This window comes from Hymenobacter montanus (assembly GCF_014699115.1).
In the GTDB taxonomy this organism is placed as follows: Bacteria; Bacteroidota; Bacteroidia; order Cytophagales; family Hymenobacteraceae; genus Hymenobacter; species Hymenobacter montanus.
This window is the reverse complement of the sequence record NZ_JACXAD010000010.1, coordinates 67,782-85,783: the sequence shown is the minus strand read 5'-3', so window position 1 is coordinate 85,783 and position 18,002 is coordinate 67,782. Positions and strand designations below refer to the sequence as shown.

Sequence of the window (18,002 nt, the reverse complement as noted above, 5' to 3'; positions counted from 1 at the left end):
ATATCGGCATTTATAATGGGAAAGACAAGCTCACCCAAAATAGTAATACTGACGGGTGGAAGAGGAGTTGTTGAAGGCGCACGACGGCGGCCGGCACTTATCATTCAACCACTCCCCCACCGAAAGCGGCCCGTACGGCTTTACACTTCGGTCATCTGGCTTTGCACACTTTGCACAAAAGCCTCCAAGGCCATCGAGCCCAAGTCGCCTTCGCCATGCTTGCGCACGGAGATGATGTTATCCTGGGCTTCTTTCTCACCCACTACCAGCAGATACGGGATTTTGCCCATTTCGGCATCCCGGATTTTGCGGCCAATGCGTTCGTCACGGGCGTCGACGGTGCCGCGGAGTGCGTGCTGCTCCAACTGGGCTTTTACCTCGTTGGCATAGTCGAGGTACTTATCCGAAATTGGCAAGACGATGAACTGCTCCGGGGTGAGCCACAGCGGGAAATTGCCGCCGCAGTGCTCGATGAGCACGGCCACAAAGCGCTCTAGCGAACCAAAAGGGGCCCGGTGAATCATCACCGGGCGCTGCCGCGAATTGTCGGAGGCCACGTACTCCAGCTCAAACCGCTCGGGCAGGTTGTAGTCGACCTGAATGGTACCGAGCTGCCAGCGGCGCCCAATGGCATCGCGGACCATAAAGTCGAGCTTGGGCCCGTAAAAGGCGGCCTCCCCTAACTCGGTTACCGTGTTGAGCCCTTTTTCCAGCGCGGCTTCCTGAATGGCCGACTCGGCCCGGGTCCAGTTCTCGTCGGAGCCGATGTACTTAGTCTTGTTGTTGGGGTCGCGCAGCGAGATCTGCGCCGTGAAGTCCGGGAAGTCCAGGGCTTTGAGCACGTACAGCACGATGTCGATTACCTTCTTAAACTCGTCCTTCACCTGGTCGGGCCGGCAGAAGATGTGGGCATCGTCCTGGGTAAAGCCCCGCACACGCGTCAGGCCGTGCAGCTCGCCGCTCTGCTCGTAGCGGTACACCGTGCCGAACTCGGCGTAGCGCACGGGCAAGTCGCGGTAGCTGCGGGGCTCGGTCTTGTAGATTTCGCAGTGGTGCGGGCAGTTCATCGGCTTGAGGAAGAATTCCTCACCGGGGTTGGGCGTCTTAATGGGCTGAAACGAGTCGGCCCCGTATTTCTCGTAGTGGCCGCTGGTCACGTACAGCTCCTTGCCCCCGATATGCGGCGTCACGACCGGTTGGTAGCCGGCTTTCACCTGGGCCCGGCGCAGAAACTGCTCCAGCCGCTCGCGCAGGGCGGTGCCTTTGGGCAGCCACAGGGGCAGCCCCGCTCCTACTTTATCCGAAAAGGCGAACAGCTTGAGCTCCTTGCCCAGCTTGCGGTGGTCGCGGCGCTTGGCCTCCTCCAGGCGCTCGAGGTACTCGGCCAATTCCTTGGCCTTGGGAAACGTGATGCCGTAGAGCCGGGTGAGCTGCTTGTTTTTCTCATCGCCGCGCCAGTAGGCCCCGGCCACGTTCATGAGCTTAGCCGCCTTGATGGTGCTGGTATCGGGGATGTGCGGGCCCCGGCAAAGGTCCGTAAAACCACCCTGGGTGTAGAAGGTGATGTGGCCGTCTTCGAGGTTTTCGAGCAGCTCCAGCTTGTAGGGGTCCTGCTTCTCGGTGAAATACGCAATGGCGTCGGCCTTCGAAACTTCCTGGCGGATGTAGCGGCTCTTGTGCTTGGCCAGCTCCAGCATCTTCTTCTCGATCTCGGGGAAGTCTTCGCTGGAAATGCTGCGGCCTTCGCCTAAATCGACGTCGTAGTAAAAGCCATTTTCGATGGCCGGGCCGATGGCCAGCTTCACGCCGGGGTAGAGGGCTTCGAGGGCTTCGGCCATGAGGTGGGCCGAGGAGTGCCAGTACGTGGCTTTGCCGGCTTCATCGTTCCAGGTCAGGATTTCGACTGAGGCATCTTCGGTAAACGGACGGTGCAAGTCGCGAACTTCACCGTTGACGCGGACGGCCAGGGCATTACGGGCCAAGCCTTCGCTGATGCTGGCCGCCAGGTCGTAGCCAGTCGTACCGGACTCGACCGGGCGAACCGAGCCGTCGGGGAGGGTAATGTTAAGCATAATTATTGCCTGCGATGTGCGCAAAGGAGGCGCAAGTTACGCGTCGCGAAATAAGTAAATCCGCAACTATGCGGGCCAGGCCGCGGCCCCCAACCAATTTTCCTGCATATCGGCGGCGGTATGGGGTTGTTAGCTCGCCCTAAAATTAACTCGGCGCTGCTTTCGTCGGCGCTGCCAATGCTGCCTCATGCCCACGGTCTTCTTTTCGCTGAGAATGGGCTACCCTCGTTGTTGCGGCAAGGGCGGGGCCGGCAATGCGGGTTTCCGCTTGGGCGGGGTCCACGGCTGGCGGTAATAATAGCGCGGCGTGGTCCGTAAGCTATCAGGCAGTTGAGCCTGTACCAGCTCACTGGTTTTCCAGACCTTGAAGGTCCAGTGCGTATTGCCGGGGTTTTCGGCGACCAGCAACCGGTAGTGGGCCAGCGCTTCCTTAAGCCGATGCTGCGCTTCCAGGTTTTCCGCGAGCAGGGCGCGGGCCTGGGGCAGGCGCGCGTTACGGCGCAGCGCCCGGCTGATGTGCTGAATAACCGCGACCGGCTGACGTGCTTTGGCCGCGGCCAGACCTAGGCGGTAATCGGCGCGGTAGACGGTGGTGTCCAGGGCCAGGGCCCGGCGATAATACCACAGGGCGCTATCCTGGCTACCCCGCAGCTCCAGCTGGCGGCCATAGTCGTAGCACAACAAGCCGGAGGTAGTGTCGAGCTTCATGCCGAGGGCCGCGTAGCGAGCGGCATCGTTGGGCAGCCGCCAGGCATTCAGCAGAAACGCCAGTTGATGCAGAATTTCGGGCTCGCGCGGGTCCTGGGCCAGCGCATCCTGTAGATACTGAACGGCAGTAGTTGTGTCGGCAGTGGCAGCGTAAGCGAGGCCTTTATAAAACAGGGCCGCGGGTTGGTTGGGGTCGAGGCGCAGGGTCCGATCGAGGTTGTCGAGGGCGGCGGCGTAATTATGCGCCGCGAGGTGGGTTTCGCCCACCAGCAAGGGCAATTCCGGCCCCGAATAACCGTATTCGGCAGCCTGCCGGGCCGCGGCCAGCGCACTCTGCAACTGGTTCAGGGCCCGGAAGGCCCGCGCTTGCAGAAAATACAGGCGGCTATCGGCATCGTCGATTTCCAGGGCTGCCTCTATATCGGTCAGGGCGGCGCGCGGCTGGCTGGCGGCCAAGCGCAACGTGGCGCGGCGGGCCAACAGAGCCTTATTGCGCGGCTCCCGGGCCAGGGCACCATTCAGCTCATCCGCTTGCACGCGCGGGCCGCTTTGCACCGTGGCTAGGTTCACGAGCGTATCGGGCCGCTCGGCCGGCTCGGAATGGCAAGCCGCTAGCCCCATCAGCACCAACGGCGTTGCAAGAAGCGGGAATAACCGAAAATAAACCATTGAGAAAGCGATTATTTCTGCAAAGAAAAAAGATACCGGCTCGGCCGGCTATGGTCCAGCAAAGCCTGGTGCTTACAACGCGTTCGTAGCAAACGTAGTAGGTGCTGATTTCAGCTCCGTAACTGAGCAGTGCGGGCAAGCTCACCGGGCTTCCTTTTTGCCGAGGGTATCCGGCGGCGGCTTCGGGCCATTCGGGTCGGGGCTGACGGTGGGCGCCTCCTCCTGAGCCGGGTTTCGGCGCTGGTGGCGGGCTGCCGCGCGCAGGAGCGGCGGCAGCATTTGGCGGCAAAGTCGGCTTACGACCAAGTCTTCGCTGGTAACAGGCGGAATCTTCTCGGCTTCCCGCAGCACTTCGATAGCGCGCTGGCGGCGCCCCTGATAGCGACACATCCGGGCCAGGTCGTAGCAAAACTGGATATTTTGCGGAGCCAGCTGGCGCGCTTTCTCCAGGGCCGCCATTGCCTCGCGGCTGCTGCCCCCCTCGGGCACGCCGCCCAGCACGAGCTTGCTATACACCCGCTCGAGCAAGTTGTAGTGCGCCACGCGGTACTGCCAACGCCCGCGCAGCTGCCAGGCTTCCGGCAGATCGGGCCGGCGTTCGGTGGCGAGGTACACGTGCGAGCGCAGGTTGCGAAAAGCCAGGAGCCGGGCCCCGGCCCGGTACAGGGAGGCTTGGTTAAACAAGGCCAGGGCCACGGCGTAGTTGCTTTCGCCGCCTTCGGGCTGGATTAGCAGGGCCCGTTCGGCGTATCGACGCGCAGCGTCGAAGTACGCGGCCTTGCGGGTTTCGTCGGAGTAGCGCCCCCCGATTCGGACGCTGAGCACGGCGGCGCGCCACAAAGCCAGGTAATGGCTGGGCACGGTTTTCAGCACATCCTGGTACAGGGCCAGCGCTTCGGAGTCTTTAAACTCACTGCTGAGGCTAGCTGCCCGCGTCAGTTTGGCCTGTACGGCCGGCGGGTCGGCGGGCACCGCTTTGCTGGCGGGCTTGGCGACGGGAGCCGCGACGTGGTTCGGGCGATGCCGTATTTGCCCGGCGGCGGGTGGCACCGCCAGGCTCCAGAGCAGCCCCCCCACTACCCAGCACCGCCACGGCCGGAGAACGAGCGTAAGGCACAACTGGATTACAACGAGCATAGGGGCAAAGAAACGGAGCGAGCGGAGTTAAGAGCGCGGCGGAAACGCCGACCTAAAGTTGGCATTCGCTCCGCTCTTAACTATGTCACCGCTCATTTTTATCCCTTAAAATAAGCCCAACTGGGCCTTGGGCCGCTTGAGTAGCTCGCGGGCCTGGGCTACTTCCTCGGCCGTGATGTCGACCGCCCCGGTCGGCTCCGGGCGCGGCCGCGCACTCCCATTCTCGCCCGGCTTGGACGCGGGCGCGGTTGCCCGTCGCTTGGCTACTTCGCGGCGCGGCGGCTCGGGCCCTTCGTCGGTGAGCAAGGTCAGGGCGTGGATTTTGAAGTAGTTGAGCTTATTGCCCATTGCTTTCCAGCCTTTCACGTCGATGAACTCGTGCAGGGCAATTTTCTCGGTTTCCTTGTCGGCTTTTTTATCCCGCTGAATTTTGATTTCCACCAGCGGCTCGGGGTGAGCGGTTGCGGCCAGCAGCTTCGAGCCCTTGGTTTCGGGGATAAAGGCGAAGCGCTTGTCGAGCGTGCTGGTTTCAATTCGGAAACGCTTGACGTAGTGAACCTTCGTTTCTCCTTCTAAGTAAACCGTGCTCACCACGGTGTCGGCTTCCAGCTTGCGCAGCAGCAGCATGTTGGGCACATCGAAGTGCAAGGCGGGATCGGGCGCTTTCAGCTCGTAGCTGCCGTCTTTGTACACCACCAGCACCGTGTTCTCGGTATCAAAGGTGCCCAGGTAGCGGCCGTGGCCGGCGGTGTTGAGGCGGCCCACCACGCTATCGAAGAAAATCTCCCGGCCGCCCAGGGTCGAATCGCCCAGGGTTTTCTGCGTAATCTTCTTGATGGGCTGCTTGGTCACGATGTTGCCCATGGAGCCTTTGCCCTTGATGCTGAGCTCGGCAAAGTCGAAGTCGAACTGCTTGACCCGGGCGGGGGCTTTGTCGCTGAGCTGAATGCTCACAATTTCCGACTCCGAGTTGGGGTTGGCGGTCAGGTACAGGGTTTTGGTGCCCTTGGTGCCCTTGGTCAGGTCGTACGTTCGGTCGCGGGTGATGCCCGACACCAGGAAGCGTTTGGCGAAGCTGATGCCCGAAGCACCATCCAGGTACACCATGTTGTACACCAGGCGGTCGTCGTTCTTATTGTAAACGCCCACGTGCAGGATGTCGCGGCCCACAAAGGTTTTTTCCGCAATTTTCGTCACCGTGAACGTGCCATCGCGCTTAATGGCGATGATGTCGTCCAAATCCGAGCAGTCGCACACGAACTCGTCTTTTTTCAGGCCATACCCCACGAAACCGTCCACGCGGTTCACGTACAGCTTCTGGTTGGCGATGGCTACTTTCTGGGCCGTCACCACGTCGAAGGTGCGGAGCTGGGTTTTGCGCTCGCGCCCGGCCCCGTACTTCTTCAGCAGACCTTCGAAGTAGTGAATGGCGTAGCGGGTGAGGTTGGCGAGGTGGTCGGCCACTTCAGCCAACTCCGCCTCCAGGCGCTGGATGTACTCATCGGCCTTGAAGCCGTCGTACTTGGAGATGCGCTTGATGCGGATTTCCGTCAGGCGCGTCAGGTCGTCTTCCGTAATTGCGCGGCGCAGCACGAGGCGCTGGTCGTCGGCCCGGGCCTTCTCCCCGGCGATGCGCACGAACTTCTTAAGGCCCTTGTCAATGGTTTCGAGAATGTCGGCCCAGGTTTCGCATTCCTCGATCTTGCGGTAGATGCGGTTCTCAATAAAGATTTTCTCCAGGGAAGCGTTGTGCCACTTCTCGTGCAGCTCATCCTGGCGGATTTCCAGCTCGCGCTCCAGCAGGCGGACCGTGGCCTTGGTGCTGCGGCGCAGCACGTCCTCCACCCCCACGAAGCGCGGCTTCTCGTCGATGATGACGCAGGTATTGGGCGAAATGCTGATTTCGCAGTCGGTGAAGGCATACAGCGCGTCCATGGTCAGGTCGGGCGAGACGCCGGCGGGCAGTTGCACCTGAATCTCCACCGCGGCCGCCGTGTTATCGACCACCTTCTTAATCTTGATTTTGTTGGCTTCCGAAGCCTTCACGATGCTTTCCATCAGCGCCGTGGTGGTGGTGCCGTAGGGAATGTCGCGGATGATGAGCAGGGTTTTGTCGACCTTTTCGATAGTCGCCCGCAGGCGGATCTTGGCGCCGCGCATGCCCGAGTTGTAGTGCGTCACGTCGCACAGGCCCCCGGTCGAGAAGTCCGGAAACAGCTGCACGTCTTTGCCCCGCAGCACGTCGATGCTAGCCTTGCACAGCTCGCGGAAGTTGTGGGGCATAATCTTGGTGCTCAAGCCCACGGCAATACCTTCTACGCCCTGGGCGAGCAGCAACGGGAACTTTACGGGCAGCGTGGTGGGCTCGCGCTTGCGGCCGTCGTAGCTCAGCTGCCACTCGGTGGTATCGGGGTTGAACACCACGTCGAGCGCGAACTTCGACAGGCGGGCTTCGATGTAACGGGGCGCGGCGGCTCCGTCGCCGGTGCGCACGTCGCCCCAGTTGCCCTGGGTTTCAATGAGCAAGTCCTTTTGGCCCAGGTTCACCATAGCGTCGGCGATGCTGGCGTCGCCGTGGGGGTGGTATTGCATGGTTTGGCCAATGACGTTAGCCACCTTGTTGAAGCGGCCATCATCCATCTCCTTCATGGCGTGCAGAATGCGCCGCTGCACGGGCTTGAGGCCATCCTCGAGGGCGGGCACGGCCCGCTCCAGAATCACGTAGGAGGCGTAGTCCAGAAACCAGTTCTGGTACATGCCCTTCACCGTGGTCACGTCGTGAATGGTTTCGCCGGGGGCAAACTTGGGCTCCTCCTCGGTTTCGGGTTCAACGATTAATTCGGGAGCAGGCGGGGCCACCGCACCGAACAAGTCGGCCGCCGCAGCTAATTCGCCGGCTTCGGCCTGGTCCTGGTCCGCGGAACTGGTAGCTTCTTCGGGGTCGGCCCCGGCGGACGAGGAAGCCGTTAGGTCAAAATCTACCGAATCACCGGGCTGCAAATAATGGTGGTCGGAAGAATCGGGAGTGGGAGTATCGAGAGTAGCCACGAGGGAAACGAAAGAAGTCGGCGAACTGCCGTCAAAAATACCAGAATCAGCGCGGAGCGCCGTAAATCACAATCAGTAGCCGGGCCGGAAAGTTCCCAAAATATTTAGCCATCAGGTAAGCCAGGCCCGCTTGGGTCAGGAATACAAAGCGGCTAATCCTTCAAATTACGGCAATTATTCATTGGCACGCAAACTAAAAATAATAGCCAAACTTTTTATCGGCCCCTCGGCCTAAAGCTTGGCAGCAGATTCTTTTGATAAAAACAAAAAAAGCCCGAGCCAAAGGCTCGGGCTTTTCCGGAATGTGCCGACTAGTCTACCCCTAGGCGGCGATTCAAACCTACGGAGAAAATTAAACATGACCAAAATTCAGGGCCCAAAAGCTTGTAATTTTTTTTCTTTTTCGTTCACTCTACCAGGTTAACCCGTTCAAAAGCAATCTTTTGTTACTTTCTATGATTAAATTGAATCTTGGCCAGAAATTTTCTGGTCCGTTAAAGTTTACTGAGCAAAGCCTTTCGATTGCTTAAGTGCCGATTCGCCCAAGCCTGAATGCTAGCTCCTGGCGGGCGCAGCAAAGCAGAAAGCTCCGTTCACGCTTCGCAGACTATTATCCTGAGCAAGCTACCCCACAGGACCAGCGCTTTCGAATAGACCCATGATCAGCTATTTGACCCGAATGATAAGCGCGGTTTTGGTTAGACAACCAAGGCTCCGTTTGGTAGTTACCAAACGGGCCTTGGTCGCCCGCTCTATTCGGTTTCCACTATCTCGGCCACGGGGAGCACGTCGCTGGTTATCAAATCCTTTTCAAGGCGCAGGTTATCAATGATAAAGTTCTGACGGTCAGGGGTGTTTTTTCCCATGTAGTACGTCAGCACTTGCTGAATGCTACGGTCGGATTGTAGGATAACTGGCTCGAGCTTGATGTTTTCGCCGATGAATTTGCCGAACTCCTCCGGCGAGATCTCGCCCAGGCCCTTAAAACGGGTGATTTCGGGATTGCGGCCCAGCTTACGCATGGCGGCCTGCTTTTCCTGCTCGTTGTAGCAGTAAATGGTTTCTTTCTTATTGCGGACGCGAAACAGCGGCGTTTCGAGGATGAACACGTGGCCGTTGCGCACCAGATCGGGGAAGAACTGGAGAAAGAAGGTGAGCAGCAGCAGGCGAATGTGCATGCCGTCGACGTCGGCATCGGTGGCCACCACCACGCGGTTGTAGCGCAGGTGCTCGATGCCTTCCTCGATGTTGAGGGCGTGCTGCAACAGGTTGAGCTCCTCGTTTTCGTACACGATTTTCTTTTTCAGCCCAAAGCAGTTCAGTGGCTTGCCGCGCAGGCTGAACACGGCCTCCAGCTCCACATTGCGGCTTTTAGTGATGCTGCCCGAGGCCGAGTCGCCCTCGGTAATAAAGAGCGTGGTGAGCAGCTCTTTTTCGGCCCCATCCTTGGCGTTTTCGCCCAGGTGGAAGCGGCAGTCGCGCAGCTTGCGGTTGTGCAGGTTGGCTTTCTTGGCGCGCTGGTTGGCCAGCTTTTTCACCCCCGCCATGTCCTTACGCTCGCGCTCGCTCTGCTCGATGCGCTTGCGCAGGTTTTCCTTGGCCACCGGGTTTTTGTGCAGGTAGTTGTCGAGCTGCTCCTTCACGAAGTCCAGGATGAAGCCCCGCACCGTGGGGCCATCTTCGCCCATATTGGTTGAGCCCAGCTTGGTTTTGGTTTGCGACTCAAACACGGGCTCCTGCACCCGCACCGAAATGGCGGCGATGATGGACGCGCGAATGTCGGCCGCGTCGTACTCCTTGCCGTAGTGCTCGCGCACGGTTTTCACCACCGCCTCGCGGAAAGCCGCCAGGTGAGTGCCGCCTTGGGTGGTGTACTGCCCGTTCACGAAGGAATAGTACTCCTCACCGTAGTCGTTACCGTGGGTCATGGCCAGCTCAATGTCCGGCCCTTTCAGATGGATGATGGGATAGCGCAGGTGCTCAACGTCGGCCTTGCGGGCGAGCAGATCGAGCAGCCCGTTTTCGGAGTAGTATTTTTGCCCATTGAAGTTGATGGTCAGCCCGGCGTTGAGGTAGACGTAGTTCCAGATCTGATTTTCGAGGTACTCCGGAATGAAGCGGTAGTTCTTGAAAATCGTGTCGTCGGGCTGAAAGGCGACCAGTGTGCCGTTGCGCTGGCTGGTTTTCTGCGGCTTCGGGTCGTGCACCAGCTTGCCCTGGGCAAACTCGGCCGACTTCATCACCCCATCGCGCACGCTCTGCACCAGGAAGTAGCCGCTCAGCGCGTTCACAGCTTTGGTGCCCACCCCGTTGAGGCCCACCGATTTCTGAAACACTTTGGAGTCGTATTTGCCGCCCGTGTTGATCTTGCTCACCACGTCGACCACCTTGCCGAGCGGGATGCCGCGCCCGTAGTCGCGCACCTGCACTCGGGAGTCGGAAATCTTGATGTCGATGGTCCGGCCGTGGCCCATCACGTGCTCGTCGATGCAGTTATCGACTACCTCCTTCACCAGCACGTAGATGCCATCGTCGTACGCGGAGCCGTCGCCCAGCTTGCCGATGTACATGCCGGGCCGCAGGCGGATGTGCTCGCGCCAGTCCAGCGAGCGAATGCTGTCTTCATTATAGCCGTGGTCGGCGACTTTCGTCTGTACTTCCGGAGCGTCAGTCAATAGTTCTTTGTTCATTGGGGCAACTGTTGTCCAGTTTTGCGGTAAAATAACGCAGAAATAAGCGGGGGGGCAAGAAATATTGCCAGTTTGTTTAGTATCGCCCCGCTAATTAGTTTAGCTTTCAACACCGTTTAGGAGGCCGGGGTTCACCCGCTGGGATCCGGCCCGCCACATTCCTCTTCTTCTCTTCTCTCGCATGTTTCCTCCGCTCCTCAACCGAGTAACGCCGCGCTCCCACCCTGGCCAGCAACCCTCGGCGGCCCCCGAAGCCAAGCTGGCGCCGGCCGTGCACTACACCTTCCTGCTCATTGGGCTGTCGCTCCTGGTGTTTGTGCTGCACCGGCTCGACGGCATTCTGCTGCCGCTGTTTTTTGCGGCCCTGCTCGCCACCCTGCTCCTGCCCATGGTCACTAAGCTCGAACGCTGGCGGTGGCCCCGGGCCCTAGCCATCATCGCCGCCATTTTCCTGCTGGTAAGCGGCATCGTGGGGCTGTTCATTGTGTTTGGCACCCAGATAATAGATCTGAAAGCGGAGCTGCCCCTGATTCAGCAGAAGCTGGTGGTATTCCTGGACCAGGGCCAGCGGTGGCTGCACGACCGGTTTGGGATGCGGGTGATGAGTAAAGACGAGCTCATCGACTCCTCGCTGAGCTCGGCCAAGAAGTCGGCCGGCGGCTTTCTGGGCAGTACCATCAGCACTACCGCCGGCGTGCTGAGCGTGCTGACCCTGATTCCGATCTACATTTTTTGCTTTCTGTACTACCGCGACCACATGCGGCAGTTCATGTTCCGGTTTGTGGCGCCGGATAAGCGCACGAGCGTGCTGCACACCATGGACAGCATTCAGACAGTGGTGCAGGCGTACATCTCCGGGCTGCTCACGGTCATCGTCATCGTGTCGGTGCTCAACGCCATCGGCCTGCTGCTGCTGGGAGTGAAGTTCGCGGTCTTTTTTGCCATTTTCGCTTCCGTACTCGCCGTTATTCCCTACATCGGCATTATGATTGGCGCCACCATCCCGGCGCTGATTACGCTGGTAGAAACGGGTTCCCCGGCGAAGGCGGCGGGCGTGGTGGGGGTGTTCGTGTTCGTGCAGTTCCTGGAAGGCAACTTCATTACCCCCACCATTACCGGCTCCAAGGTGAGCATTAACCCCATGGCGGCCATCATAGCCCTTATTCTCGGCGGCGAGTTGTGGGGCACGCCGGGGATGATTCTGAGCATTCCGCTGATTGCCGTGCTGAAGGTGGTATTCGACGCGAACAAGACCACGGCACCCTGGGGCTTCCTGCTCGGCGACGTGACCGACGGCGAGGATACCCCCAAAGACAAATCCGACGACAAGCCCGGCTTGCTGAGCAAGTTCTGGCACATGCTCAAGCGGATCTGAGCCGGGCCCGCCAGCCTTTTTAATGCAACCACGGCGGCCCCTTGGCAGTATACGTTAGCCTACATTCTTTTCTTTCCATATAATTCTTACAAATCCATGACTACGAACACCGAAACCGCCGCCCGCGCTTATAACGATCTGGTCGAAATCAACAAAACCGGCGCCAAGGGCTACCAGGAAGCCGCCGAAGGGGTAAGCAACCCCCAACTGAAATCAGAACTAAGCCGGCTTTCTCAGCAGCGGGCTCAGTTTGCGTCGGAGCTGACCCAGCAAGCCAGCCAGCTTGGCTTGAATATCGAGAATACCAACACTGTTGAAGGCCTGCTCACCGATGCCGCCGCCGCCGTGCACCACGGCTGGATCAACATCAAATCGGCCATCACCGGCCAAAACGACACCGCCATTCTGGGCGAGTGCGAAACCGGCGACTCCGTAGCCCTGCAAGCGTACGAAACGGCCCTCAAGTCGGCCAACCTGCCCGCTGAGGTTCAAAGCGTGCTTCAGCAACAGCACGGCCAAGTGTTGCAAGCCAAAAACTGGATAACTCAACAGAAAGCACAAGCGAAATAGTACCGGCGCTCAGCCAATCGTGAAAGGCAGCCCTTTTGGGGCTGCCTTTTTTATGTGGTGCCCGGTGCGGCTACGAGTGGCTAGAACGGCGGGCAGACTGCGCCACCGCGCCCGTAAGGCCCCTCACCCCTAGTTCAGGCAAACCAGCTTTATTTCTTGAAGGGCACGACGGCCTTCTAAGGAACACCCATCCCAGTGCCAGTGCTAATGGTTTAGATGGTTCAGAAAAAGCGCGTGTTTTCTGCCAGTCTGCTTACCTTGGTGAAAGTGCAAAAAGCCCACTGCGCTAGCGGTTACCTCAAAGTTGACAGTGCCGCAACCTTATGCCGGGCTACGTTTGTTAGCTTTCTTACCGACCACCTTCCCTCGCCGCGCCTTGTACGCCATTATCGACCTTGAAACCACTGGCGGGCAGCCCACTCAGGACCGCATCACCGAAATAGCCATTTACCTCCACGACGGCGAAAAGATCGTGGATGAATACGCTACCCTGCTCAACCCCGGCCGGGGCATCCCGCCTTTTATCACCCAACTCACGGGCATCACCAACGATATGGTGAGCGACGCGCCCAAGTTTCACGAGGTGGCCCGCAAAGTGGTGGAGATGACCGAAGGCTGCGTGTTTGTGGCGCACAACGTGCGGTTCGATTACTCGTTTCTGAAAAAGGAGTTTGCTGATCTCGGCTATAACTACTCGCGCAAAACCCTGTGCACCGTGCGCCTGAGCCGGTCGCTCATTCCCGGTCAGCCCAGCTACAGCCTGGGCAAACTCTGCCAGAACATCGGCATTCCGCTCGAAGGCCGGCACCGGGCCGCCGGCGACGCCCACGCCACGGCCCTGCTCTTTGGCCGGCTCCTGAAAATTACGCAGGAGAGCGAGGCCGGGCCAAACGGGACGCCCGAAGCCGATACCCTGGCCCGCGTGGATGCGCTGGCCCCGGCTGGTCGACGGCCCGACGGCACCAAAGCGCCCTCCGCCAAGCGCGTGGCCGCCGTGCAGGAAGCCATCCGCACGGCCCTGATACCGCCGCTCGTATCGCCGGCCCTGGTGGCTAGCCTGCCCCAGGCCACGGGCGTGTACTACTTCCACAACGAGGCCGGCGAGGTAATTTACGTGGGCAAGAGCATTAACATCTACAAGCGCATTCAGCAGCACTTCGCCGTGGATGTGAAGTCGCGCAAGAGCCTGGAGTTCAAAAACTCCATCGCCGATATCACCTGGGAGCTAACCGGCTCGGAGCTGGTCGCGCTGCTCTATGAGTCGCACCTGATCAAGCAGCTAAAGCCCGCCTACAACCGGCAGCAACGGCGCTCGGTGTTCCCGGCCGGCATCTACCTGCGCATCGACGAACAGGGCTACAAGCGCCTGGCCTACGGCCGGGCCGATGCCCGCAACGCCGAAATTCCCATCATTGCCCTTGGCAATCAGTTCAAGGCCCAGGGCTTCCTGTACCATAAAGTAGCCAAGTACAACCTCTGCCAGAAGCTCTGCGGCCTCTACAAAACGCAGGGTGGCTGCTTCGACTATCAGGTGCACCGCTGCCAGGGGGCCTGCGTGGGCCAGGAGCCCCCCGAGAGCTATAACCTACGCGTCGACGAGGCCATCGACAGCATCAGCTACGAGCACGAAACGTTCGTCGTGATCGGCGCCGGCCGCACCGAGCTGGAAAAGAGCATCGTGCTGGTGGAGAACGGGCGCTACCAGGGTTTCGGGTACGTCGACGAGACGTTTTCGGCGCGCAAGCTGGCTGATTTCCGGGAGGTGATTCAGCCGTATGCCGACAACAAGGACATCCAGCAGATTATCCGGCAGCACCTGCGAACCAAGCACAAGGGCGAGCGGGTGAAGGTGTTTGGGTAAGGGGGGTGCGGCCCCCGACGAACGATTCATGGGCGGCGGTTGGGCTTGCCATCGTAGTTTTGTGGAAGCGTTGATCCAGCGCTTGCTTTCTTTATGCTCTTCAACAGCTACGTTTTCCTGTTCGTTTTTCTACCAATTTTACTCGGTGTCTATTACGGGGTGTTGCGGACCATCAAAGCCCGCAATGCCTGGCTCACGGTGATGAGCTACGTCTTTTACGGCTGGTGGAATCCCCTCTTCTGCTTGCTGATGATGGCCTCGACGGCTTCGGACTACGTCATTGGCAAACACCTGTACCGGGCCGAGACCGAAAGCCGACGCAAGCTGCTGATGACGTTGACCATCATCGTAAACTTGTCGGTGCTTGGCTTCTTCAAATATTACAATTTTTTTGCCGGTACCCTCAACGGCATTTTTACCTGGCTGCACCTGCCTATTTACGCTCCCATCCTGGCCAACCTGGTATTACCCATTGGCATCAGCTTTTACACGTTCGAGTCGTTATCCTATACCATTGATATTTACCGCCGGGAAGTAAAGCCGGCCAATAATATCATTGATTTCTTTTGCTTCATTTCGCTGTTCCCGCATCTTATCGCGGGGCCCATCATGCGTTACGTGGACCTTGACCGTCAGCTCAAGGACCGGGAGCATTCGGAGGGCAAGTTTGCGGTGGGAATTGTTTTTTTCGTGACCGGTTTGCTCAAAAAGCTCGTCATTGCCGACAACGTGGCTCCCCTAGCCGACGCCGTATTCAACGCCAAGACCGGCACGACGGTACTCGACGCCTGGTTGGGCAGCTTAGCTTACACCATGCAGATCTACTTCGATTTCTCGGCCTATTCTGATATGGCCGTGGGATTGGGCCTGATGATTGGCTTTGAAATCATCCAGAATTTTAATTCGCCCTACCAGTCCACGAGCGTGCAGGATTTTTGGCGGCGCTGGCACATTTCCCTGTCCAGCTGGCTGCGCGATTATTTATACGTACCGCTGGGTGGCAACCGCAAAGGCAAGTACCGCACCTACCTCAACCTCATTTTAGTGATGCTGCTGGGTGGGCTCTGGCACGGCGCGGGCTGGACGTTTATCTTTTGGGGACTTTACCATGGGGTATTGCAAGCCATTGAGCGGGCACTAGGAGTACGTCACCCCTTGAAACAACTGCCCGTTTGGGGCCAACGATTCGCAACGTTCCTGCTGGTACTCGTGGGGTGGGTATTTTTCCGGGCTACCGACTTTAACATTGCCCTGCGCATCCTGGGCAACATGGTCGGCTATGCAGGCAACCAGCCAATTACTCCGCTGCACTTAGCGCGTCCGATCAGCCTGCTGTTTTTGGCATTCGCGACAGTAGTTTCTATGACCTATCCAAATCTATGGAACCAGCCGGTTCGCTTGAATTTTCGCACGGCAATGGTTTATGGCCTCGGCTTGGTTGGCAGCATCATCTTGATTATGACCCGCCAAAATAGCCCGTTCCTCTACTTCCAGTTTTAATAAGTTTTTTTCGTGCGTCGTCATTGGAATAGGTTTTACTCGCGAGCCCGAGCGATATTTTTTGGTCCTCCCTACCATGCTGCTGACCACTCGGCGCTTAGCCCAAAAGGCTCTGCTACGGGGATTCGCTTAGTATTAATCGTAAGTGGAACGCTGTGGCTTAGCCTGGTCTTATTTGATAATCTAGCCAGGCCCTGGCAACGCCGCCCCAAGAGCTGGCAGTTTTTTCAAGGTTCTCGGGAATTAAATGAATCTCCTAATCAGCCCCTTCAGCGTGATTTCACCCGTACCAAAGGCGATTTAGGCCGCGACTTGGGCGTAGCTAGCCTGTCCCGCTACTATTCGGCGGCCGAGGACAGCACCCCCGTCTACCTTGAAACCGATGAGCAGGGTTTTCGTATCGTGCGCTCCTCAGCACCATTCACCGCCGTTTTATGCGGAGATTCCTTCTCTAATAATAACTCGTTCGCGGATAGCCTGGCCCGCGTAACTGGTTTATCGGTTGGCAATCAGGCCATCGAAGGAAGAGGAACCCTGACAATGGCTCGCTTCCTGGAAGACCAGCCTGCACCTTATCGCCAGGCAAAATTAGTGATTTGGGAGAGCACTCAACGTGCTAAAATTGATGCATTTACCGAGCTGTCTGAACGGAGAAAATCACTCCGTCTATCAGACCAGCATCGCTGGCAATGGCGGGAGTCGTTGTTATGGCCAGCTAATCTCGACGTGTATCTGAGCGGTAGTTCGCTCTTAAAGCCCCTGATGGATAAAATACAGAAAGAGATTAAGTGGGCGTTGCTAAAAAAGCATACCGACCTCATCATCCTGGGAAGACGCGACTTGCCAGCCGGTGTAGCGCCCATGCTTTTTCTAGGCTCGGATGAAGCCATCCGGCCGCGAAAAACGTCGCAAAGCGAGCTGGATAGCATTGCTACTTACATTGCGGCAATCGATCAGGAACTTAAGGGGCGCGGACAACACCTTATTTTCACCGTCGCTCCCGAAAAAAGTGTAGTCTACCCAGATCGGCTCCCGCCTGGTCTGACTCCCCGCACTAATTATATTACCGGGCTTAATCAGGCCTTACAACAGCACGGCGTACACGTGGTAGACCTGAGCCAAGGCTTGCGGGAAGCAGCGCAGGCACAACCTAAAACCCTCTACTACTACGCCGCCGACACTCACTGGACGCCCAAAGGCATGCAGTTGGCCTCCCGAATTATCGCGGATAGTCTCAAGCGGTGGAACTTCACCGTCGCACCTTTCGCTCAGCGCTAATGCATTTCACGAATTACTCTCCGCCATCATGCCACCCAAGGTCGCATTAACAAATACAATCGTAGAATTATACAAACCAATGCTACGCAGGGTAAGTGAACGACTACAGCTGACTACTCCTGTACGCGGGTAATTTTACCCCAACCGGATCCGAATTACGCCTCGTTAAACCCGGGCCTGCCGCTATATAATTCCAGCCCACTGTCGTGCTCCACCGCCATTTTCTCATCCACAAGCCCTATGGCTACCTGAGCCAATTCGTCGGCGAGCCGAAAAAGAGGAAGCTGGGGGAGCTTCACGATTTCCCCGTCGGCATTATGGCCATTGGCCGCCTCGACGAAGACAGCGAAGGCCTGCTCCTGCTCACCACCGATGGCAGGATGAGCGAATACGTCCGCAGCAAGAAGATTGAAAAGGAATACTACGCCCAGGTTGATGGGCTCATCGATGACGAGGCCCTTACCCAACTGCGGGCTGGCGTCGAAATAGGCATTCACAACGTGCGGTACCAGACCAGCCCCTGCGCGGCCGCCCGGCTGGACCCGGCGCCGGATTTCGCGCCCCGTACTCGCAAAATCCGCGACGACCGGCACGGGCCCACCAGTTGGGTGTCCATCACCCTCACCGAAGGCAAGTACCGACAGATCCGAGAAATGACGGCGGCCGTGGGCTTCCCTACCCTGCGCCTGATCCGGGTGCGGGTGGGCGCCATGCAGTTGGGCAACCTGGCCCCGGGCGCAGTGGTCGAAGTAGCTGATTTCGGCGTTGAGCAACCGTTATTGTCAGCAGCTTCGACACTGGAGTAGGCTCGGTCTCTTTCGCACAAAAAGCTCAGTGGGCTCGCTCCGGCAACCTTGCCTTAGGCAAGAGCAAGGCAAAAACATCAGGCTTTCCTGGTTATAGGGAATGCCCAAGATGGCCTTCAATCAGCAGCGGCCCTCCCGACCCGACGAGCTACGGGCGTACGCTCTGAACAAGCTTTTGAGTAGTAGGCCCGTAAGGCAGCATCAGACGAGGAATTCAAAGCCACCTATTCGACCGGTATTTTGTGAGCCTCTGATCTTCATTTGAATTATTTCTGGCAAAATCGTGAT

The 18,002-nt window shown here is 58.4% G+C and carries 11 protein-coding genes; 6 read left to right on the top strand and 5 right to left on the bottom strand.

Annotated features, from left to right (window positions below):
* Positions 1 to 140 precede the first annotated feature (140 nt).
* The 5 genes from thrS to IC235_RS10575 all read right to left on the bottom strand — a co-directional run bounded on the left by thrS (position 141) and on the right by IC235_RS10575 (position 10,324).
* The gene (gene thrS / locus IC235_RS10595; protein ID WP_191005157.1) at positions 141 to 2,072 is read right to left on the bottom strand and encodes a threonine--tRNA ligase; all 1,932 of its coding nucleotides are present in this window, start codon (positions 2,070 to 2,072) and stop codon (positions 141 to 143) included.
* 219 nt (positions 2,073 to 2,291) lie between these two features.
* The gene (locus IC235_RS10590; protein ID WP_223847208.1) at positions 2,292 to 3,401 is read right to left on the bottom strand and encodes a tetratricopeptide repeat protein; all 1,110 of its coding nucleotides are present in this window, start codon (positions 3,399 to 3,401) and stop codon (positions 2,292 to 2,294) included.
* Positions 3,402 to 3,590: 189 nt separating this feature from the next.
* Positions 3,591 to 4,586: a tetratricopeptide repeat protein gene (locus tag IC235_RS10585; RefSeq protein ID WP_191005155.1), complete on the bottom strand. Its 996-nt coding sequence runs from the start codon at positions 4,584 to 4,586 to the stop codon at positions 3,591 to 3,593.
* A 105-nt stretch (positions 4,587 to 4,691) separates the two neighbouring features.
* Positions 4,692 to 7,421: a DNA gyrase/topoisomerase IV subunit A gene (locus IC235_RS10580; RefSeq protein ID WP_394355264.1), complete on the bottom strand. Its 2,730-nt coding sequence runs from the start codon at positions 7,419 to 7,421 to the stop codon at positions 4,692 to 4,694.
* 965 nt (positions 7,422 to 8,386) lie between these two features.
* Positions 8,387 to 10,324, bottom strand: coding sequence for a DNA topoisomerase IV subunit B (locus IC235_RS10575; protein WP_191005154.1), 1,938 nt, complete (start codon positions 10,322 to 10,324; stop codon positions 8,387 to 8,389).
* A gap of 181 nt (positions 10,325 to 10,505) precedes the next feature.
* Here IC235_RS10575 and IC235_RS10570 point away from each other — a divergent pair, with 181 nt between their 5' ends.
* The 6 genes from IC235_RS10570 (at position 10,506) to IC235_RS10545 (ending at position 17,714) form a co-directional block, all read left to right on the top strand.
* Entirely contained in the window at positions 10,506 to 11,699 is a 1,194-nt protein-coding gene (locus IC235_RS10570; protein ID WP_191005153.1) for an AI-2E family transporter, read from the top strand.
* A gap of 96 nt (positions 11,700 to 11,795) precedes the next feature.
* The gene (locus tag IC235_RS10565; RefSeq protein ID WP_191005152.1) at positions 11,796 to 12,269 is read left to right on the top strand and encodes a PA2169 family four-helix-bundle protein; all 474 of its coding nucleotides are present in this window, start codon (positions 11,796 to 11,798) and stop codon (positions 12,267 to 12,269) included.
* 337 nt (positions 12,270 to 12,606) lie between these two features.
* Entirely contained in the window at positions 12,607 to 14,130 is a 1,524-nt protein-coding gene (locus IC235_RS10560) for an exonuclease domain-containing protein (protein ID WP_223847207.1), read from the top strand.
* A gap of 93 nt (positions 14,131 to 14,223) precedes the next feature.
* A complete protein-coding gene (locus IC235_RS10555; protein ID WP_191005151.1) occupies positions 14,224 to 15,630 on the top strand; it encodes an MBOAT family O-acyltransferase in 1,407 nt (468 codons plus the stop codon).
* Between the two features lie 12 nt (positions 15,631 to 15,642).
* Positions 15,643 to 16,908, top strand: a complete 1,266-nt coding sequence (locus IC235_RS10550; RefSeq protein ID WP_191005150.1) for an alginate O-acetyltransferase AlgX-related protein — start codon at positions 15,643 to 15,645, stop codon at positions 16,906 to 16,908.
* Between the two features lie 206 nt (positions 16,909 to 17,114).
* Positions 17,115 to 17,714: a pseudouridine synthase gene (locus tag IC235_RS10545; RefSeq protein ID WP_191005149.1), complete on the top strand. Its 600-nt coding sequence runs from the start codon at positions 17,115 to 17,117 to the stop codon at positions 17,712 to 17,714.
* The last annotated feature ends 288 nt before the right edge of the window (positions 17,715 to 18,002 follow it).